This is a genomic window from Fodinibius halophilus, from assembly GCF_011059105.1.
In the GTDB taxonomy this organism is placed as follows: Bacteria; Bacteroidota; Rhodothermia; order Balneolales; family Balneolaceae; genus Fodinibius; species Fodinibius halophilus.
This window is the reverse complement of record NZ_JAALLS010000001.1, coordinates 82,322-104,134: the sequence shown is the minus strand read 5'-3', so window position 1 is coordinate 104,134 and position 21,813 is coordinate 82,322. Positions and strand designations below refer to the sequence as shown.

General features: G+C 43.4%; 12 protein-coding genes. 5 read left to right on the top strand and 7 right to left on the bottom strand.

All coding sequences use genetic code 11. From position 1 onward, the window contains the following. Positions 1-14: 14 nt before the first annotated feature. Entirely contained in the window at positions 15-3,302 is a 3,288-nt protein-coding gene (locus tag G3569_RS00365) for an amidohydrolase family protein (RefSeq protein ID WP_165264927.1), read from the bottom strand. A gap of 167 nt (positions 3,303-3,469) precedes the next feature. On the opposite strand from G3569_RS00365, the gene G3569_RS00360 reads away from it, so the two are divergent. Then, on the top strand, positions 3,470-4,357 hold the full coding sequence (locus tag G3569_RS00360) for an ATP-grasp domain-containing protein (protein WP_165264925.1): 888 nt from the start codon (positions 3,470-3,472) through the stop codon (positions 4,355-4,357). Between the two features lie 343 nt (positions 4,358-4,700). Here G3569_RS00360 and dnaJ read toward each other — a convergent pair whose 3' ends face one another. The 3 genes from dnaJ to G3569_RS00345 all read right to left on the bottom strand — a co-directional run bounded on the left by dnaJ (position 4,701) and on the right by G3569_RS00345 (position 7,042). After that, entirely contained in the window at positions 4,701-5,855 is a 1,155-nt protein-coding gene (dnaJ, locus tag G3569_RS00355; protein ID WP_165264923.1) for a molecular chaperone DnaJ, read from the bottom strand. A gap of 24 nt (positions 5,856-5,879) precedes the next feature. Beyond that, on the bottom strand, positions 5,880-6,464 hold the full coding sequence (locus tag G3569_RS00350) for a nucleotide exchange factor GrpE (protein WP_165264921.1): 585 nt from the start codon (positions 6,462-6,464) through the stop codon (positions 5,880-5,882). Between the two features lie 188 nt (positions 6,465-6,652). Then, positions 6,653-7,042: a VOC family protein gene (locus G3569_RS00345; protein ID WP_165264919.1), complete on the bottom strand. Its 390-nt coding sequence runs from the start codon at positions 7,040-7,042 to the stop codon at positions 6,653-6,655. A 217-nt stretch (positions 7,043-7,259) separates the two neighbouring features. Here G3569_RS00345 and rsmI point away from each other — a divergent pair, with 217 nt between their 5' ends. Together rsmI and lnt are read left to right on the top strand one after the other, a co-directional pair. Beyond that, positions 7,260-7,943 carry a 16S rRNA (cytidine(1402)-2'-O)-methyltransferase gene (gene rsmI / locus G3569_RS00340; protein WP_165264917.1) on the top strand — a complete coding sequence of 228 codons (684 nt, stop codon included), beginning with the start codon at positions 7,260-7,262 and terminating at the stop codon, positions 7,941-7,943. After that, on the top strand, positions 7,940-9,511 hold the full coding sequence (lnt, locus tag G3569_RS00335) for an apolipoprotein N-acyltransferase (protein ID WP_165264915.1): 1,572 nt from the start codon (positions 7,940-7,942) through the stop codon (positions 9,509-9,511). The genes rsmI and lnt overlap by 4 nt, the downstream gene beginning before the upstream one ends. Before the next feature lie 101 nt (positions 9,512-9,612). On the opposite strand, the gene sov is transcribed toward lnt, so the two are convergent. Then, positions 9,613-16,845, bottom strand: coding sequence for a T9SS outer membrane translocon Sov/SprA (gene sov, locus G3569_RS00330; RefSeq protein WP_205719960.1), 7,233 nt, complete (start codon positions 16,843-16,845; stop codon positions 9,613-9,615). A 226-nt stretch (positions 16,846-17,071) separates the two neighbouring features. Here sov and G3569_RS00325 point away from each other — a divergent pair, with 226 nt between their 5' ends. Further along, entirely contained in the window at positions 17,072-18,499 is a 1,428-nt protein-coding gene (locus G3569_RS00325) for an LptF/LptG family permease (protein WP_165264911.1), read from the top strand. Beyond that, entirely contained in the window at positions 18,492-19,574 is a 1,083-nt protein-coding gene (locus tag G3569_RS00320) for an LptF/LptG family permease (RefSeq protein WP_165264909.1), read from the top strand. The genes G3569_RS00325 and G3569_RS00320 overlap by 8 nt, the downstream gene beginning before the upstream one ends. Positions 19,575-19,633: 59 nt before the next feature. Here the strand turns inward: G3569_RS00320 and guaB are convergent, their stop codons facing one another. Continuing rightward, positions 19,634-21,112 carry an IMP dehydrogenase gene (guaB, locus tag G3569_RS00315; RefSeq protein WP_165264907.1) on the bottom strand — a complete coding sequence of 493 codons (1,479 nt, stop codon included), beginning with the start codon at positions 21,110-21,112 and terminating at the stop codon, positions 19,634-19,636. 173 nt (positions 21,113-21,285) lie between these two features. Next, positions 21,286-21,615, bottom strand: coding sequence for a hypothetical protein (locus tag G3569_RS00310; RefSeq protein ID WP_165264905.1), 330 nt, complete (start codon positions 21,613-21,615; stop codon positions 21,286-21,288). Between the last annotated feature and the right edge of the window lie 198 nt (positions 21,616-21,813).

Genomic DNA, 21,813 nt, shown 5'->3' with positions numbered 1-21,813 from the left:
GTTAAATGATATACTTACTCAGCCAGGTATGTCGGCTGGAAACCGAAACCACACTGTAGGCGGCTATGTCCATGACTCTGGGCATGCCAATCGTAGTTGGAAGGATACCCGTGCTGTTCCCACCAAAATGGCATTCGTTCTTTTTGGCGCAATCCAATTTCGTTCATAGTAGCAGCGTCGTACAGACGACCATTTACCATGGTATGTGTTACCTGCTCAGTAACACGGATATCTTCAAGCGGGTTACCGTCAATCACGATTAGATCGGCCAGCTTGCCCTCTTCTACAGAACCGAGCTCATGATCCATCCCAAGATACTTGGCCCCGTTAATAGTGGCTACCTGCAGGGCTTCCATATTGCTCATATCTCCCTGGTGCATCATCCAAAGTTCCCAGTGAGCCCCGAGTCCCTGCAACTGCCCGTGAGCTCCCAGATTTACATTTACCCCATTACGGAGGAAGTTCTTTGTCATCTCGGCACTTTTGATATGTCCGGCTTCATATTCTTCCTGCGGTATCATCTTGCGATGACGAGAACGGGCATCCACAACACCTCGAGGAGTAAAATTAAGCAAGCGTTCTTTTTCCCATACTTTGGTGTTTTGATACCAGTAGTATTCACCCGTTACACTCCCATAGTTTACCACCAATGTTGGCGTATATCCGGTATTACTTTCACTCCAAAAGCGATGTACATCTTTGTAAACGGGAAAAATAGGGATATTATGCTCGATGCCTGTGTGCCCGTCCATAATCATGCTCATATTATGTGTAAAGGTCGAACCTCCTTCCGGCATAACCATTACTTCGAGCTCGCGCGCCGCTTTTATCACCTGTTGACGCTGATTTCGTCGTGGCTGATTATAACTCTTCACCGAAAATGCACCATAGGCTTTCGTTCGCTCAATAGCAGACTTCGCATCTTCATAACTGTTGATGGGGGCCTTAAACTCAGCATCAGCTCCATACAAAATATGTCCTGTTGAAAAGATACGGGGACCTACCATATTCCCGGCCTTAATAGCCTCTGCTTGCGAAAAGATCATATCCGTATTAGAGGACGGATCATGTGCCGTAGTGACGCCGTATGCCAGATTTGCGAAATACTCCCACTGCTGCTGGGGACTTAATCCTTGCCGGAAGTTTCCAATATGGGCATGCACATCCACAATACCCGGCATTACCGTTTTGCCCTCCACATCAATAACCTTTGCATCAGATGGGATCTCAACTTCGCTGCTGTTGCCAACGGTTTCTATGCGGTTATCACGAACGACCACCGTCCCATTGTCGATCACACGGCGATCTTTATTCATGGTAATCACACGGGCATTGGTAAAGGCTAATACGCCCTCTGGTTTATCCAGGGCCAGTTCCAGGTCTATATCCACGCCTTCTTTATAATCTAATGGCAACTCTTTGCCAGAATCCCCATTCAAAAACTCAAAGGCATCCTGCACTTCTACAGAGAAGTACTCCTGTCCGAGCGTCCAGTGTAATTTTTGTCCGTCAGCCGACCAGTGCAAATTCATTCCCGCATCTTCGGCCACATGTGCCACCGGAATTGCTTTTGTATCGGGGCCAAGTGTAATATCTGTCCCTGCTTTCGGCATAGGGGCGATATACACTTTGAACAAGTGATTAAAGGCTATCCACTTGTTATCGGGGCTGGGTACAAAATTATTTGCATATTTGGAAGTGAAATGGACACGCTTATCATTCCCCGTCAGATCCACACTTTCGTAGGAGTTATCCAGATAACTTCCGCCAAGATAGAAGACGCGCTCTCCATTGGCACTAAAGATCGCATCTGAACCGCCTTCAAACAATAGTTCTCCCTCTCCACCCGAAGCAGACATCGTATACACACCCGGTTTGGTAGTATAGGCAAAACCCTGATGGTTGTTTCCACTTTCACGTCGATAAACGATAGTATTTCCATCCGGTGAATACGACGGATTTCGATAAATACCTTTACGACTGGTCAGCTTCTTCGGCTCGGCATCACCATCTTTCCAGTCTAGCGTTTTGATGGCACCAAGGTCAGTATCACTCCATGTCACATAAACAAGCTTATCTCCATCGGGAGAAAAAGCGGGACCAAATTCAAAATTCTGCTCGTCAGTTAACCGTTCAGGCGTGCCATTTGGTAACTCTTTTTTCCACAGATAACCAGCCGCATTAAAAACGAGATATTCTCCATCGGGAGAGGTTACCGCATGACGAATCGCCTTCGCAGTAAACGTATCCGGGGCCGGATTTTGCTTAAATGTTACGGCCTCGTAAATCTTCTGCTTGATCTCTGCCTCAAACGGAATCACTTCTGTTTTTTGGCTCTCTACATCTATCCTTCGAATCTTTCCTTTTGACCAAAATACCAGCTCTTCGCTGTCAGGCGTCCAGTCGATATTTGTATAAGGACCGAAAATAGCCCATGCTTCCTGCTGATCTCTGCTCAAATCATCGTAAATCGGCCGCTCAATACCGGACTCCATATCACGGACATAGAGCACGCTTTGGGTACGAACGCGTTTTATAAAGGCCATTTTGGAACCGTCCGGCGAAATAGTGGGACTGATAGCACCACCGGGACCACCCGTAATACGATCAATCTCTCCCGTTTCGCGATCATACCGATTAACCACATAGATCTGGCTGTTGGGATCTTTGTTATACTGGAAATACCCCCCGGGATACACACTCTGGCTGTAATACAGATATCGTCCATCAGGCGAAAGATAAGGCTGACCTAAATCCTGTTGGTCATTAGCTTTCTCCACCAACTGAATTCCGGATCCACCTGATCGATGATACATCCAAAGTTCCCCTGCGCCCAAAGAACGCGTTGAAGTGTAGTGTTTTCGTGCAATCAGGTAATCACCGTCAGGCGTCCAAACGGCGTTATTGAGCAATCGAAAACTCTCATCAGTTACTTGGTGAGCATCAGAACCGTCTGCGTCCATCACCCAGATATTATCACCACCGCCGGCATCACTGGTAAAAGAGATCTTGCTGCCATCGGGACTAAAGCGCGGCTGAAGCTCATAGGCTAGGTTCTCGCGCAGCACCTCGGCCTCACCACCGTCAATAGACATTATGTAGATATCGCCCAACATATCGAAAACCACTTTCTCGCCGTCCGGACTTACATCGACATTCATCCACGTTCCTTCGGTGGTAGAGAATTCAATCTCTTTATGAGGTCCGCCGGGATCATTCACATCCCATTCATCCTTCTCATCTTGCGCATAGGCCGATGAGATTAACAAAAAAACAAAAACTGCTGATAAAAGTTTTCTCATAACTCAATCTTCTGGTTCAAAATAATTTGACTTAAAGTATAAAAAATAACGCTCACCCTGAGACCTTTCTCAAACTTTTATCCTAATCACCCGATCTTTTCTTTGCCCTTCAGTAACCACCTATTATATTTGGCTCTAATTTCTAAATTTGAATCACTGCCACTATCATGAAACGCTGCGCATTTCTGTCGATGGATAACCTCGACGATTTTGAAGTCTATGATGAACTGCTTTATGAACCTCTGAAAAATCGAGGCTGGGAGGTTGATGAAGTTTCGTGGCGCAACGAAGAAACAGATTGGGATCAATATGATGCTGTTATAATTCGCACTCCCTGGGACTACCAAGATGCCCCAAAAGCATTTATCGAGGTATTGAAAGATATTGACGCCTCATCGGCTATTCTTGAAAACAGCCTGGATACCGTGAAATGGAATATTGACAAACGATATTTGCAAGACTTACATAGGGATGGAATCGAAATTGTACCTACCTTGTGGAAAGACGAATTTCATAAAGAGCAGCTACCATCTTTCTTTGATGAGCTTGAGACCGATGAAATTGTAGTTAAACCCACAATCAGCGCCGGAGCTGACAATACCTATTGGATTAAACAAAAAAATCAGTCCGAATATCTTGAAGAACTGGCAGAAGTTTTTGAAGATCGTCCCTTTTTGGTACAGCCTTTTATGCAAAACATCGTTGAAGAAGGAGAGTTTTCGGTATTCTTTTTTGGGGATACCTACAGCCATACCATTCTCAAAACTCCTAAAACAGATGATTTTCGCGTGCAAGAAGAACACGGAGGGCGCCTAAACAAAGTAGAACCTGAAAAATCGCTGCTGACGATTGCTCGTAAGACACTCAATAACATTACTCCCCTGCCCCTTTACACACGCGCTGATTATGTACGCACTGCTAAAAACAGTTTTGCCCTGATGGAGCTGGAGCTCATTGAACCATCTCTCTATTTTAACATGGATCCGGAATCTCCTGAACGTTTTGCCGATGTTTTTGATGAATGGATGAACAAGCGGTTAACCGGTACTACCTAAAACTACGTTGAAAAGAAACCAAATTGATCTACCACTCACCACAAGTCCAAAAACTGTTATTACGGGCAGGCTGACCCACTCCTGGCCTCTCCCTACTGTTCGCAGGGAGAGGGACGCCTATCTACTGACTGTGCTGGACAAAACAGATATAACCAATCGGAGAATCCCAGCTATATTTCTAGCTAATTTCTTGATAAAAAAGTCTCTTTCCATGCTTGCAGGGTAACAACAAGGTGGAGTCAGCACAAGGAAAAAACAACAAGGGGGCCAAAAAACAACTGGTTGCAACGCAGAGCATTGCAACCAGTTATAGTGTGCTAATCAAATTTATGATTACCAACAGTTAAGTAAAGACATCCTTAATTTTGTTAAAGAATCCTTTCCCGTCATCTTCTTTATTTTCTGCATCAAAGTGCTCCGTTCCTTTCAGGGCCTCAACATGCTCCAACTCCTCATCAGTCAGATTCTTGGGGATATACACATTAACACGCACATATTGATCGCCAACACCTGAACGATTGAGTCCATGGATGCCCTTACCACTCATTCGGAGCAGCTTACCGGGCTGGATACCTTCTTCAATATTTATCTTGGCCTTGCCTTTCAAAGTGGGCACTTCAACTTCCGTTCCCAGGATAGCATCAGGTACACTTAACACAAGATCGTAGTAGATGTCATTGCCATCTCGCTCAAAGTGCTCGTGCTCTTTTTCTTCAATTAATACGACGAGAGCACCGGCTTCGCCACCGCGCTTTCCGGCATTTCCTTTACCGCGCAGGGTAATATAATTCCCTTTAGAAACTCCAGAAGGTACTTTTACCTTCACCGTTTCCTTGCCTTGATAACGCCCTTCGCCCTTACACTTAGAACATTTATTGCGGATGATTCGGCCATCGCCGTTACATTCGGGACAAGGTTGTACATTTACCATCTGTCCCAGCATGGTCTTACGTACCTGTCGTACTTCTCCCATACCATTACAGGTGCCACAGGTCTCAAAATCCTCTTCAGTCTCAGCACCGGTGCCGTTGCATTCGTCGCACTTAATCTGCTTTTTGACCTTTAGTTTTTTCTCGGTACCGAATGCAATTTCTTCAAGAGAAAGTTCAATGCGCAGCTTCATATCAGCACCGGGCTGTCCCGTAGAACGACGTCCGCGCGAACGACCGCCTCCTCCAAATTCACCGCCAAAAATATCACTGAATCGGCTAAATATATCTTCAAATCCGATATCTTCGAATCCAGCTCCCCGGCCACCAAAGCCATTACTTCCATTTACACCACGGTGACCAAATTGGTCGTATCGCTGCCGTTTTTCTGAGTCTCCCAGCACTTCATAGGCTTCGGAGGCCTGTTTAAACTTTTTCTCAGCATTGGGATCATCCGAATTCCTATCCGGATGGAATTTCATGGCCTTTTTTCGATAGGCCTTTTTAATTTCGCTTTCTGAGGCGTCTTTACTGACACCGAGTACTTCGTAATAGTCTCGTTTAGACATGAATTGAGTGTACTTAACCTTAAATTATTCGCTTACAATTACTTTTGCATGACGGATGGTACGATCTCCAATACGATATCCGCTCTCCACGACATTGAGTACTACATCGCTGCCGATATCATCATCTTGTGGCTTTTGACGCATCATAGCATCGTGCAGATCCACGTCAAACGGTACTCCTTCTTCATCAATACGCACAACACCGTGCTTGTCGAGCACTTCGTTGAATTTGTTTGCTACTAAGAGTACGCCATCCATAAATGTCTCATTAACATCCAGATCTTCAGCAGCAGTCAGGGTACGTTGGAGATCATCGTTGATATCAAGAAAATCTTCAAGAGCTTTTGCACGGGCCTGCTCATAAATCTGTGAGCGTTCTCGCTTCACACGCTTCCGATAGTTTTCAAGCTCAGCAGCTTTGCGGAGGTGTGAATCTTTTGCTTCATTGAGGGCTTGCTCTAATTCTTCAACCTCATTATCTCGTGCAACTAATAACTCACGAAGTTCATCAGCTTCGTAGTCTTTATACTTAGCAATCTGTTCTTCTGCCGACTGTTGCTCTTCGTCGTTTTTTTGTTCTTCAGTTACTTTTTCGTTCGATTCGCTCATGTATTCTGTTTCTGTCGTTATAAAATACTTTTTGTTTCTGTGTGCTGAAAAATGCAAATAGCATGCCACAGCGCTCCCACCCCCTGTCTGGTGACAAAGTTACGGAAGAATGTAATTTGCTGTAATAAAAAGATTCAGAGTGTCAGTTATATTCCCTTCCTAGTCATAAAAGGCACTCTTTTCCACTATTACTCATCCTCTTCGTAAAAGAATTCAATCATATTTCCGTCGGGATCTGAGATAAATAAAAACCGTCCTCGCTTTCTATTCGCCGGTCCACTAAGAATAGATATCTCTTTTTCGCGGAAATATTCGGCCATTTCATCCACTTTTTCTTCCGACTCCAGGTAAAAACCGAAATGGTCGACCCGGTAATCACGGGATGATGGATCATAACTGGTTTCAGCTTCAACGAGTACCAACGTATCTTCATCGCCTACCTGGTACACCGCCATGCTTTTCCCCATCTTCCTAATAAGCTCAAAACCTAATACATCGCCATAAAACTCTTCTGCCCGTTCAATCTCATTAACACGAATAGTGATATGATTAAGTCCCGAAGGATTAAAATCTGCCATAATACTTTTAAATATTGTTGGTTAATACTGTTTGAAAAGCGTGATAACAATAAATAACGGTCTTATCATTTCATCAAAAACACCACCATTAAGTATAGACCTTTTGCACCTAAAATTCAGCCTAAGGTTTTTGGCCTAACAGTCGAAATAGTGTGTTAGTTTTTGTTACTTTCTGTGGGATTTTAACACAACCGCTAATATTTATCCAAAATAACCATTGAGTACTCTCTACATTGTTGCTACCCCTATTGGAAATCTTGAAGATATCTCTGAGCGTGCTCGAAAAGTGTTAAGTGAAGTTTCATATATAGCATGTGAAGATACCCGCACCTCCGGTGTTTTACTAAACCACTTGGGTATAGAAGCTCAGACTTTTTCATTTCATGCTCATAATGAACACCAAAAGGTAGAACATGTACTGAATATACTGGATGCCCGACAACATGTTGCTATTATCTCTGATGCCGGCATGCCTGGGATTTCCGATCCAGGCTTTTTAGCAGTAAGAGCAGCACACAAAGCAGGGCACACGGTTTCCGTTATTCCGGGTCCCGATGCAGCAACAACAGCTCTTGTAGCAAGCGGCCTGCCCTGCGATAAATATGTGTATGAGGGATTCCTTCCACAAAAGAAAGGACGTCAAAAACAGCTTAAACAGCTAGTGGATGAAGAACGATCAATTATACTGTACGAGAGTCCTTACAGGCTAAAAAAACTGTTGGGAGAGCTGCGCAAATATATGGGTGACCACCGTATGGCGGCTGTTTGTCGTGAACTTACCAAAAAGTTTGAGGAGGTTGTCCGAGGATCATTAAAACATGTATCCGATACTTTTGAACTGCGAGATGAAATTAAGGGCGAAATTGTGGTCGTCATCGCCCCAAAAAGCTATAGTGAATGAAGTCATCATTAGAAAATTTCTGGAATTTGAAATGGAGTTTAATCCTAACTGCGGGTATTTTACTCGGACTTAGCTACCCCCCGGTACCTATGCCCTTCCTCGTGTTCCCGGCTTTCTTACTGATCTTTCGTCTTATAGATCTTTCTAACTCGGCTCGCGAAGCTGCTTATTGGACCTACCCGGCGTTTCTGATCTGGAATATCATTACTACTTATTGGTTGGTGATGGCCACTATTGGGGGCGGAGTAGCAGCGATATTAGCAAATAGTGCGGTCATGACGATCCCCGTTATACTGCAGTATAAGGTACAGCAAAAGGATATTGCTCCCTGGCTTATTGCGCTGTTCCAAACGGCTTTTTGGATGAGCTTTGAATACCTGCACCACCATTGGGATTTGGCCTGGCCGTGGCTTACAATAGCCAATGCCTGGTCCAACGTTCCTGATCTGGTTCAATATATTTCCATAACCGGATTCTGGGGTATTTCTTTCTGGGTGATATTTAGTACTGCTCTCGCATATCAGTTCATCAAAAAATCTGACAGCACCAGTCTTAGAATTGGAATTGCTGCTGTACTACTTTTCCCCCTCTGGTCGCTGGGCTTTGTTCTGTTTGAAACGGAAACCAATCCTCAGACCACACAAGAGGTAGTTGTAGTACAACCTAATTTTGACTCCTACGAACGCTATGGTGGTTTTTCAAGCTCGTTAAAAGCCCAAGACCATCTTCTGAAGATCACCGATTCTACCCGTACTGATAGCACATCAGTAGTGGTTTGGCCGGAAAATGCGATCCAAGCTGATATAGCCAATATTCCTTCGTACAGCAGAACATCAAATTACACAAAAGGGCAGCTTAAAAGAAAAGCCGACCGTTGGAATGCTTCTATTATCAGTGGAGCGACATTTTATGAATTCTACAGTGAAGCCCAAAAACCCCCGCTTCCGTATAAATCAGAATACGGACCATTCCTACCTTTTAATGCCGCTCTCGCTTTCCAGCCGGACAGTACGGTTGAGGTCTATAAAAAGCATAATTTAGTACCTATTGTTGAACGTGTCCCCTTTGTCCACTTTCTTAACGCTATCGATATCTTCGGATGGGTAGATTGGGCACAGAACCAAAGCTATGGCAAAGGATATCAGGCAAAACAGTTTAACGTTGGGGTGACCAAAACCCCCGCCCTTATCTGTTATGATTCGGTATATCCCAGCTGGATTCGAAAGTATGTTCAAAAAGATGCCGGCTACCTAACCATTATCACCAACGACGGCTGGTGGGGCAATACCAGCGGACATGAACAACATTTTGCCTACGCCCGTCTGCGGGCTATAGAGTTCGACCGTTGGGTAGTACGCAGTGCCAATAACGGCATTTCGGGCATTATTGCCCCCGACGGATCCATTAAAGTGGAAACGCCCTACTGGCAACAAACTGCCTTCCGCTACGATGTGCCGGTATTAACATCCCAAACGTTTTATACCCGTTTTGGAGATTGGCTGCCCTATCTAATGATGACTCTTTCGACCATTGGTATTGGAATTACCATTATCAATAAAGACTCTTAAAGCCTTTAGAAAATGTACCTCTTTACCAAGGGTAGTTTCAATTTTTTACGTGAACATAGCACCCTCAAAGCTGTTACTTATCAGATTTTCAAAGCCTCCTGTTAATTAGAACGGATAGATACCACAATGTTAAAACGAATATCGTGGTCAGTGCGGCCGTAAACCCCTGATGTTTTGGGGATTAACTTGCTGTAATTGTACTCAAAGTTGGCTTGAATGGTTTGTGAAAAACGATATCCGATTACTGCCGCTCCCTTAACTCTCGACTGTCCCCCGGTAACCGTTCCGGAAAAATCAGCATCAGCAGCATCCTTTACAATATCATCAGGCCCTGCTGATAATGATTGATCGAGATCAGAACTCAGCTGATATTTTTTCTCCTCATCTTCGATATAGCTGCCATTTAAACTGAAGTCTACTGCGTTGTCGATACGCGGAAAAAACGGGAGCTTAAACCCTCTGATAGTATAGGATAATGATAACTTCAGGCCTTTCGATATGCGTTCGATAACCGTAGAGTTCGATAAGGTCAAGCTTGTCACTTTGCTCTGTTCGTATTGTAAATTAGTACGCAAATTTGACTTCCAGGTAATATTTAATCCCAGTAAAGGCCTAAATCGTTGTTCAATATTAATGCTTTTCGGCTCATATGCAGGGCGTTTATTTACAATCGAATAGGCTCCTAAAGAAAGGGCTGGCAGCTGACTTGTGTCAGAATTAAATTCCCATCCTAAACGGTACAGCCCACTGTAGTTATGTGTTAAAGAAGCGCGTGACATCAAGTTACCCAAAAAAGGAATCACCGATTCTATTCCTGTTAGGGTAACCCGCCAATTGGGTAAAGGAAATGGTGTAAAATGCTGTTTGCCAACACCTCCATTCCCCACACTCAAATATGCTCGCCGGAAATCTTCCTGTAACGTGTTACGGTCTAATACAGAGCGTCCGTCACTATTACCGGAAGAATCGCTGATAACTGTTGACCCTTTGTTAATATCCTTAAAAGCAGTTTTTAATTGTGTTCTGAAGAAATCTTTGTACCCTCCGCCGAAAGCCCAAACACTAGACCGGATCGTCCCATTTTTAGAATTAACAGTGCTAATATTTTCATTGGGATCTATCGTAATTGAAGAAGATCTGTTTTTTTGCCATTCAGAGTTCCATGTTAAATCGATAGATAAATTTTTAAACGGCTGAAAACGCGATCCTACGGTTAGATTATCAGTTAAATTTCGGTTAGATGGTAACTGAAGACTGGAATTGTCACTGGGATTATCAATGAGTTGTGACCGGGCAATTTTATCCCCCAAACCGGTACGATAAGAAAAAGGCGGCGAATAATTCTGGTCCGAATTTGAAAACATTTGAAAAAACTGGGAACTACCGGCATACCCGCTTTGCCGCGAGCTCTTAGAAATATCAAAAGAAAACTCAAGCGACTGTATGCTCAATAGGGCTGCCAGACTCTTCTTGCCAATTTCAGCTAACGTTTCGCCGAAATCATTCTGTGAGTACCCCGCCTCCGTAGTATCGGATTCAACTGGTTGTTGCAGCTTATTTCTATCGTCGTTTTGCAGGTTTTCATACCAGTCCATTTTATTAAAGAGGCTCCGTATGTCGAAATCCAACGACTGATTTAGCGTCAGATTATTCGACACATTGGCTCCCAGCTGCGATCCCCTGGAACTATTTCGCCATTGATAGCCCCCTCCGTAGTTCGCCGAATAACTGATCCAGTTAATTGCTTTAATAGACCCTAACCGTGGTTGCCAGCCGGCCGTATATCCCTCCTCATAGTTACTTCTTCTTGGTGAAAGGGTATCAAAGGCAACATCACTAAGCACATCGAAGGTAGGCCTGACCGAATATTTTGTTGAATCAGAAAGCGGATCCCCCGTCCCCGCCCCATTGATACCTGCCCTGGAAAGGTCAAATACCGATCGGCTTTGGAAAGTGGTTTTTATAGAGGGCGTAAAATTATATCCGAGCCCAAATTCTGTATCGTACGTAAAGCTATGCGACTGTTGTACTTTCGACTCGGTTTCACCCGCAGTGAATCGGCGAAGCTGCTCATCATATTCGCGATCAATACCTAGCGAAGCATTAATAGAGGCCGGCGTATACCCTAATTGCAACCCTGCAAGCGGGTGCAATATGGGTACTTCCCCGAGGAACCCAAATGGCCGAAAGAGCCTTGTATTCGGAAAATTTACATCGTAGCGCAGCGAGCTGCTGTAATTCCAATTATCTTGAAAAGAATACTGAGGATTACGCCGTTTCGTAGTGTTATATACATAATTCAACGTTGTCTTATCCAGAGTATACTGGGCGAAATCAGACTTCGACCGAGATTTCGAGACATTGGAAATATTGACCGAATAACTTTCTGTAACTGTTTGGCTTTGCTTTATTTTTTGATTGATAAGCCGCTGCTTTTCTTGCTCCCCGATATCATTTCTGGCATTTACCGCATTTTTAAAATCAGAAAGTCGAACATCCCCTGCATTAGGTAAATAGCGAGGCGTAGATGATGACTGCCGGGTTGAAAGGGAAACGGGAATATTCCATCCAAAACGTTCTGGGATAAATTTATGAATATTCACCGTTGAATTAAGGTCGTAGGCCAATACATCCGATAGCCGACGTTGCCCCAGTCCCGAACTTAATGAACCGAAACCGTCCGTTTCACGGTTAAAATTAGCATTAAAGGTGGCAAAATCAGCAAACTGTATTTCGCCCTTAGCTTTTGCTGCCCATCCTTTCTTGTTGTCAAAGCCGGATACCCGGAGTTCATTAAACCAAAACTGCCCGCTTAATGATGATATTCCCCCATCCGAGGGATTTTCGGGGTTAAACGGATTACGAATCCCCATACCAATTTCCCCGATACGATCTAACGAAGGATTCCCTTTTATGGCTATACTGGCACCCGGTGCTGCATTCTTCAAGAGTTTACTACAGTTTGTACAGCTAAACAGCTCGCCTGTATCTCCCCCCTGCTGATCTCTCAGCTGTTTTAATTCATTAAAGGCCCTCAACAAAATATTCATGCTATTTTGGTCGTAGAGCCATACTTTTTCGGCCTCGAGCTCAACCTCTGCTTGTCCCAGCTCTCCGATAGGATCTGAACTGAATGGAAAGTTTTTGTTTGTAGGTGAAATAGGTTGCCGGTACTCGTAATAGTTATTTGTTAAATCGGTACCAAAACGCATAACCAGCTCAGCATCCTCCCTGTTCTTATATCCCTCTCCATGAATAAACATGCGAACATTGGAGTAGTTCACCATATTTAGCCCACCGGGGTACACCCGCTTCATCATGGTCAACTCTCCGGGGCCCAGGTTCTCAACATCCATTACAATGGATTGTTCATTTTCAATCGTTTGGCGCTGTCGCCCCCTGTTTTTTGCACGAATAGCCCCTTCTGGCTGCCGGTAAGGAATTGGTTCACGCTGGCTGTTTTCCTCAATGTTGACAGATGATATATTAAATTCCCCCTGCAATGGTCCTTGTTCATCTCCCACATTTTCGGCTCTTCGCCACTGGCTACCAACCAGTTCAAAGGTGGCAAAACGCAAAGTAAACGGTTTTTCATATCCCGAAAGCCAAACCCGGATATACGAGATATTCTGAAAATTCTGGATACCTCCCACTTTTCGCACCCAATCTTCAAGTGGTAAACGAACCTGGTACCAGCGATCTTGCTGTTTAGGACCGTCTACTTTATCAACAATAAAAGTTCCCTCTGTACCCGGTTCAAGCTCAGAAAAATCAGCGGGATTCCAATCAATTTCATACTGGAAATAAGCATTATTCTGCTCTACAATCGATGGGGTAATCAACCCTTCGGTATCAGGCTTATTGGTTACGGCACGTTTATCACCTTCATTTGGTGGAGAGTTTCCATCGTGGTAGCCAAACATCCGGTGAAATCGTTTATGCAATGGTTTCCCATCCACCTCATCTTGCCCATAATAGAAATAATCATCATTTGAGGGGTCCGTCACTATTCTGCTAAACTCTTTGCTTGCTCCCCCATATTGCGACTTCATATTATTTATAAAATCGGAAAAGAGGTTTTGTTCATTTTTATTGTCAACTCCCTCCGAATTAGGTGCTCCATCTAACCCCACATCGGCCTCTTCTTGCGTTTCATTTGCAAACTGCCCCTCTGGGGCCGGTGGTGGAACCGGGATAAAAGAGCGGGCATCGCCCCCGATATTATCCTCTTGCAGATCATTGGGATTGCGCACCAACCCATCTTCGGTATTGGTCTTAAAGTTTGGTATTACATCTTCCGAAACCACCCCTATATCGATATATATTTTACCCTCATAATCCTGCAGATCCTGGGCCGTTGGACTTTTACCGTCGGGCAATACCGATTGTACCCAAAATTCTAAAAACTCTATATTATTCTGGCTTAGATCCTCTTGTCCCGAAGGCAGTGTGGTTGTCATTCCCCCCCAGGTGCGTTCTTCTTCATTTTCAAGAAGGTTTTTAAGGTTATCATTATAGTTATAAGGCCCGCGCTCGGTGGGATCAAAATATACATCCATCGTTCGAATAAAATTTTCTTCCCGTAACACATCCCTGTTAGGAAAAACATCCTTAACACTTACCGGCTCCGATTCGGGCGTAAAAGAAACGCCGCCTAAAATCTTATCAATATTTTGAGGAATACTATACCACGCCAGCTGACTACGAAGATCTGAACGTGCTCTTTTATCAACCAAATTGGTAGATGGATTTTCCGGCGGATCATCTTCGAAATATATTTCATCCGGCCCATACCCCGGTACCGCAGCAGGAGCAGCCGCCAAAGACCATCGCGAAGGGTTTTTAAAACTCAGCCCAATATCCGATCCTTCAAAATCATCGATAAAAGAAAGCCCATTTTCCTCATCTTCAAATAACCTGTTATTCTCTATTGCATCATTTACGGCACTGGTCTGTGCAATACCCGGACGCAACTGCGCAAACTCACCGCTAAAAGACATCATCGAACGTTCTTTTGTCTGCAGAAAGGGTATCCCGTCAACTAAGCGCGTAAGCCAGGGAGTATCAAAATGAGCATTTGCATCTACACCAATAACTGAGTTATTAACCGGTTCATCTCCGATGCGTATTTTATCTTGCAGCGGTTTCTCTTTCAGCTTAAAAAAGGTACTGCCCAAAGAAATGTTATCCGTAAACTCATATTCTGCCCTAATTCCCGTAAACGATTTCTGACCAATTTGGGTAAGCTGATTATTTTCATATTCAATTTTAATCTCTTGCCCCTGCCGCAGATATTGATCATTTAAAATTGTGATACTGCCAATGGAGTAATCTACTGCGTAGTCGGTACCCTCTTGGAGCTCGCGACCATTTGCAAAAACTTTGACGGATCCTTCAACTAACGAATATCCCAGAGAATAGCTGGCAGATATACTCCCTTTCGAAATTCCTTCAACAACATAAAAGTTGTTTTTAGACTCTTGGTTAGCGTTCACTTTTTTCTCTTCATATAACTCATTAAAAGTGAGCGCCTGGATTCTATTATTCCCCATTCCAGCCTCTGTAAGTAGCTCCTCTATTCGATCACCAAAGGGCTGTAAATAGGGAAAAGTCAAGGTCCCCGTGGCCGGGTTCAACACATTCGTGCTAAAATCAATTTTATTGTCCGGGTTTAGTGCCCCCTGCTGATCTACGCGGTCTAAGCCCAGATCTTGTAATAACACGGTATTGCGCCCCGGCAACGAACTGCTGGGAACATTTTGTTCGGTGAATTTTACATCAATATTTAATCCATCGGCAGTGATATTTGAGACCCCGAGAGAATATACATTTTTCATCATCAGGTCCCACAAATCATTGGTTGTTGTAACCGTCTGGGGGCGCAACAATTTAAGGTATATACGACCTCCGCCACCTTGACTCACATCACCCACGCTTATTGTTCGACCACTCTGTGGATCGCGATATTTGAATGACACTGCTAACGCCTGCCGTGCCCCTAAATTCCGTTTTAATGAAATATAACCAAGATCTGCTCGCAGCTCGTAATCGGTTCCTTTTTGGAGAGGCACAAAATAACCTTCCACAAATTGTGAAGGATCCACCCCAAAATCTGAAGCAGAAACCCCTTCGGCCGGATCCCGATATTGGTTTAGGAGAGCATCAGAAAATTGGTCTTGTTCATCATCAGGGCGAGCAAACTGGCCTGGCGGTCCCTCATCTACCCCCAACGGCCCCAATGCTATGGCCTGCCGTTCACCCTCAACAGATTGTGAAGCCTCACGCAAGGCCCAGAGGTTAACTTCCACGAGCTGCAGGGCCTGGCCTGTCTGTTGTGGATTCGATACGTTCTTCTCAAACTCCTGGCGAGTAAAGAAATCGAGAAAAAAGTGTCGATCTGTTTCATAATCACCGGGACGAATTGAGATATCTTGTTCCTGGGCACCACCCGTAATTGTTTCTGTTTTCCCCTCACCTTCTTGTTGCGATAGTACCGATGTAAGCTTAAACGAGCCGAGTTGAGCAATTGATTTTACCCCGAAAAGGGCATTACCTCCGCGAATAAGAGAATTTCCTGTCTGCATCGAGACATTCCCCAACTCCAGACGTTGTATAATTTCATCATCATAACCGTCATAAACAATATTGAGCCGGTTCATAAAATCGAAATCCCGTTCAGTATCCCAATCTGTCTGGATAGAAAGTTTATCTCCTATCGTTCCCTGAATATTTAGTTTTAAACTCTGTTCAAAAGTAGGATCAACCTGGGTACGTTGATCTTCCGGAATTTCTGTATTCTCGGTTTTTTGGATAGAAGCCCCAACATTCATATTGGCCGTCCCGTTAATACTGAGGTTAACCTTCGGCTTTCCGAAAATTGTAGTAAAAGCCGACTCTTCGGCGCCGGGGATGTCGAGGTTAAAATCTAACAACCCCCTTTTTTTCTGCTCGCGGGATTCTCTTTCATTAATTAGCTGTTCCCAGTTGTTTTGCAAAGCATGCTCTTTATTGCGCGCTGCATACTCATCAAAACTCATTACATAGGGATGAGCCACTTGCATCTGATAGAGCAAACGCTGGCTATAATAGGTTCCGGCAGAATCGCGTTGTATATACGTTTTTTCTTGCGGATTTTGAATGTAAAACAACTTAGGCGGCTGCTTCGGAAATGGGTATGAAGCCTTCGGCAAGCGAATAACCCGGCCCAGGGAATCCTGGGAAACCGAACCTAAAGAATCTGGCTGCTGTGCATACCCCACCTGTGGATACAGATACAGTATTCCCAGGCACAGAAAAGAATATATAAAAGTTGATGTATTAACTTTGAGCTGCACGAAACGGTTGTAGAATAAATTTACGTATTAAAACGTCAATAAATCAGTAATAGCGTTTTCCTATACACAGCTCCTTTTTACTTAAAAGATTTGATCTGTACTAAATGTCGTCGCAATATTATAATGGATAAATACTTTTGATAAAAGTTAAAAAATCATCTTAATTATTTGTTTTGTAAAATAGGAGTATAGGCCTAATTTAAGGGTTCTTCAACAGATCAATACTATGAGATTTATTCCGAATAAGCTACAACTTGACGTACTTCGGCGACATTTAGGCCCATTTGTTTTCTGTTTCTTTACCCTGATGTTTTTGCTGCTGATGCAGTTTTTAATTTTATATATCGACATGTTGGTCGGTAAAGGGCTGCCCTTGGGTATTATTCTCGAACTTATTGTCACGAACTTGGCTTCAATGGTAGTGTTGGCCGTACCCATGGCTGTACTTGTCGCCTGTCTTATGGCCTATGGTAAATTTACCGAACTCAATGAGCTTACGGCCATCCGTGCTGCCGGTATTAACCCTTTCCACGTGATCACCCCGGTTTTAACTGCTGCAACCTTACTCTCCATCTTCTTGGTGTGGTTCTCTAATGATGTTTTACCCGATGCCAACCAACGGGCTCGTTCCCTGTTTATCGATATTCGACTCAAAAAGCCCGGCTTCGACCTAAAACCTGAAGAATTTTATGAAGGCATCGACAACTATACTTTTCTGGTCGAACGCATTACTCATGAATCTGATTCTCTACATGATGTTACAATTTTTCAGCATGCTACCAGAAACCGCAAAGAAGCGATTATCAAAGCCCAAAAAGGAAACCTTAACAGTGAAGCAGACGGTCAAACACTCACTCTTTATTTGAAAGATGGGAGTATACTGCGAAAAATGGATCACAGACGAGACCAGAAATCCATTAAAGTATTCGAAGAAACTGATTTCAATCGTTATCGCATCAGCTTTGATTTGTCTGAATTAGCATTTTCTAGGTCAAATCCAGAAAATCGCTCTCGCAACGATCGTACAATGGATATTAAAGCCATGATGACGGTTGTTGATTCTCTACAAAAAGCAATAGTAGCACAAAAACAATCAATATTGGATGACAAATCTCACATAATCCCATATAAAGAAAGTACAAACAATAGAATACCTAATCGAGCTATTACTACTGATACTTTAGAAAAAAAAGTTAAAAGTGAATTTATAGCTCTACAACACTTAGAAACAAGAAGTGAGCAAAAGCACCTTAAATCCAATGCACTTACTTTCTTGCGCAACTATAAATCTAAGCTCAGTGATATTGCTACTAATACCGAATGGAGAATTAGCAAAATTGCGCAATACTTGGTAGAAGTTCATAAAAAGTTCTCCATACCAATTGCATGTATCGTATTTGTATTAATTGGAGCTCCTATCGGCATGTATACTAAAAAAGGAAATTTAGGTTATGCCGCCCTCATTGGTACTATTTTTCTAACATTTTATTGGATTTCAATTATTCAAGGCGAAAAACTTGCCGACCGACTTTTTATCACCCCATTTACCGGAATGTGGTTTTCTAATATTTTACTGGGCATTATTGGACTCTACTTGACAATTCGGTTCTGTACCTCCTTTAAGTTTTCAAATCTGTGGAAAAATCGTGGCTAAAAAAATAGATAAATATATATTTTCCCGGCTTTTGGTGATCACTCTTTTCGTGATTGTTGCACTAGTAATTATTTTTATTGTCATCGATTTTTCAGAAAACAGTGAAGATTTTACCGACAAGGGAGCCACTTTTGCCCAAATATTCGGCGTATACTACCTAAACTATATTCCCGAAATGGTGAGACTTATAACCCCGGTAGCAGCATTTATTGCCTGCCTGTACCTTACCGGCCAAATGACTGAAAGACTTGAGATTATTGCCCTAAAAGCCGCCGGTATTAGTCTGTACAGACTATTGATTCCATATCTTATTTTTGCTTCTATCGCAGCTATATCCATCAGTTACCTCGATGGGTTTGTGATACCCGACGCCAACGAAAACCGTATTACATTTGAATCTAAATATCTGCGTGGTAATGACGACCGCGTAGATCGCAATCAGATCTTTCGTCAAGAATCAGAACAATCTATTTTTAAAATCAATTATTTTAACCCCGACGATAGCATTGGACACCGCGTGGAAGTTACTAACTTTAAAGGCGACAGCATCAGTAAAACGCTGTATATTCAAAAAATAATCTGGCAACACAAGAGTAAAAGCTGGAAGCTCGAGAATATCGAAGAAAAACAGTTTACCCGAACAGGATATAAAACTACTCATATAGATTCTGTTGACACTACCCTTAATATTTTACCACGCGATCTGGCCCGTAAAACCTCTGATGTTTACCAGCTCACCTACCCGGAAGCAGAAAGTTACATTGCGTCAATAGAACGCAGCGGGGCTGGTAATGTTGACCTTCCCAAAATACAACTATATGGCCGATACGCCTATCCTTTCTCTATTATCGTAGTCATGATTGTGGGCTTTGCCCTGGCTTCGGTAAAACGCAGTGGAGGCAAAGGGTTCTATATAGCAGCCGGCCTCGCGGTCAGTTTTCTTTATTTGGTTATGATGAAAGTCATAGAACCTTTTGGCGGAAAGGGAGAAATTGATCCACTACTTGCTGCTGCACTGCCACATCTTATCTTTCTGGTTCTTGGTGTGGGTATTCTTCTCAATAGCCGCAAATAAAAAGGCCTGCCTCTTGGTTGAGACAGACCTGTAAAAAGAATCTTTGTTTACAAAAGTAACTAGCTTACTGAATAGTTCGGAGACTCTTTAGTAATTTGAACTGAATGCGGATGGCTTTCTTTGTAAGCTGCTGCAGAAATTTGTACAAATTCTGACTTCTGTAGAGATCCAATATCTTCGGCTCCAACATAGCCCATTGCAGCCCGCAGGCCACCGGTCATCTGATGAACAACCTCACTTAAATATCCTTTGTACGGTACACGTCCTTCTATACCTTCAGGTACCAGCTTGTTGATATTATCTTCGACATCCTGGAAATAGCGGTCCTTAGAGCCCTGCTCCATCGCTCCAAGACTTCCCATGCCACGATACGATTTATACTTTCGTGACTCATAAATGATCGTCTCACCGGGACTCTCATCCACTCCGGCAAACATTGACCCCATCATTACAGCATCAGCTCCGCCGGCAATCGCTTTCGGGATGTCACCGGTCTGCTTAATACCACCGTCAGCGATAAGGCCAATATTTGCATCTTGCGCAAATTCAGCCACTTCCATTACCGCGCTAAGCTGTGGCACACCCACACCCGTTACCACTCGTGTAGTACATATTGATCCGGGTCCAACTCCTACTTTCAAAATATCGGCACCGGCTTCTACCAACGCCTCTGCCGCCGATTTGGTCGCAATATTACCGGCAATAAGATTAAGATCAGGATATTCGTTTCGAATTTCTTTAATCATGCCCAGCACCCCGGAAGAGTGGCCATGCGCAGTATCAACCGTAATAGCATCTACCCCTGAATCTACCAGTGCTTCAACCCGATCAAGCGTATCTTCGGTAACTCCTACTGCTGCTCCAACACGCAAACGCCCCATCTCATCTTTACAGGCATTGGGGAAGTTCATCTTCTTCTCAATATCCTTAAAGGTAATAAGCCCTACTAATTTCATATTAGCATCCACAATGGGCAACTTCTCGACCTTGTGCTCTTGTAATAATTTTTCGGCTTCCTCGAGGGTGGTTCCTTCACGAGCCGTAATCAAATTATCTGTCGTCATGATGGTACTGAGCTTTTTATCCACATAGTGCTCAAAACGCAGGTCACGATTGGTCACAATACCGATAAGAGTATTATCCTCTTTGACGATAGGGATACCACCAATTTTATGCTTCTTCATCAATCCCCGTGCCTCCCGAACGGTAGAATCTTTTCCAAGTGTAACCGGATCTACAATCATACCACTCTCACTGCGCTTTACCATGCGCACCTGATCAGCCTGATCCTGAATAGACATATTTTTATGCAGCATTGCAATACCGCCCTCTCTAGCCAATGCAATAGCCAATCGGTATTCCGAGACCGTATCCATCGCCGCACTAATAACGGGCACGTTCAAAGTTAGATTATCAGTTAACTTAACACTCGTGTCAACCTCGCGAGGCAGCGTTTCTGAGTATGCGGGTACAAGGAGTACATCGTCATAGGTAAGTCCTTGCCGTGTTATTCGATCGAAAGGAGAGGAATTTTGCATGATTGATAAAGTCTGCAGGTATTGGATTTCTGGTTTGGGCAAAGATAAAAAAAATGTGAGCGACCTGCTTAACCCTTTTTGGGATAAAATTTCTCCACAAGTCTACTCACACTTTCATTGCTCGCTCCTGGCAGCGCTCTCAAATATCCGGTTTTTCTAACACTATTTCTTACTCATAATGGTTTAACGCGTAGAGCGTCAATAGCCGTTTTTAATGAGCAAATACCATCCATAAAGCTGTTTACCCAATATACTACCCGCTGCCGGCGACGTGCTACATGTGGATCACAACTGGAATACTGACCTCGAAGCTCATCAGCCATCGCTGATACATCATCTTTAATTTCAATCTTTAAAGCATCGGGCAACTCACTCCATCCCATCACCTCAAACATCTCCTGCAGTTCGCAATGTTCGCGTTCTGCTTCTTTTAATACTTTACGAAGTACAGGTTCAAGATTTGTTGTGGACTCTTGGTGCGTAAGTTTGGTTGCAGTATTCATAATTTTCCGGTCGTTTAATTAGTGTTCATCTGTAGTATACATGATGACACTGACACCCTTATGTCACCCTTCTTTAAAAAAAACTTTCCCGCCATTCTTATCTGCTATTAGTAAAAAGAAAGAATACAGGTAAAACAGCAGTTGTTTTTGTGCTCAAAAGGATCAATTTTAAGTATTATATTTTCCTAAACCCGCATA

Excerpts from the sequence above, each read along its gene's own strand:
- G3569_RS00365 (WP_165264927.1), bottom strand. The coding sequence starts at position 3,302 with ATGAGAAAACTTTTATCAGCAGTTTTTGTTTTTTTGTTAATCTCATCG.
- G3569_RS00360 (WP_165264925.1), top strand. The coding sequence starts at position 3,470 with ATGAAACGCTGCGCATTTCTGTCGATGGATAACCTCGACGATTTTGAA.
- dnaJ (WP_165264923.1), bottom strand. The coding sequence starts at position 5,855 with ATGTCTAAACGAGACTATTACGAAGTACTCGGTGTCAGTAAAGACGCC.
- G3569_RS00350 (WP_165264921.1), bottom strand. The coding sequence starts at position 6,464 with ATGAGCGAATCGAACGAAAAAGTAACTGAAGAACAAAAAAACGACGAA.
- G3569_RS00345 (WP_165264919.1), bottom strand. The coding sequence starts at position 7,042 with ATGGCAGATTTTAATCCTTCGGGACTTAATCATATCACTATTCGTGTT.
- lnt (WP_165264915.1), top strand. The coding sequence starts at position 7,940 with ATGAAGTCATCATTAGAAAATTTCTGGAATTTGAAATGGAGTTTAATC.
- G3569_RS00325 (WP_165264911.1), top strand. The coding sequence starts at position 17,072 with ATGAGATTTATTCCGAATAAGCTACAACTTGACGTACTTCGGCGACAT.
- guaB (WP_165264907.1), bottom strand. The coding sequence starts at position 21,112 with ATGCAAAATTCCTCTCCTTTCGATCGAATAACACGGCAAGGACTTACC.
- G3569_RS00310 (WP_165264905.1), bottom strand. The coding sequence starts at position 21,615 with ATGAATACTGCAACCAAACTTACGCACCAAGAGTCCACAACAAATCTT.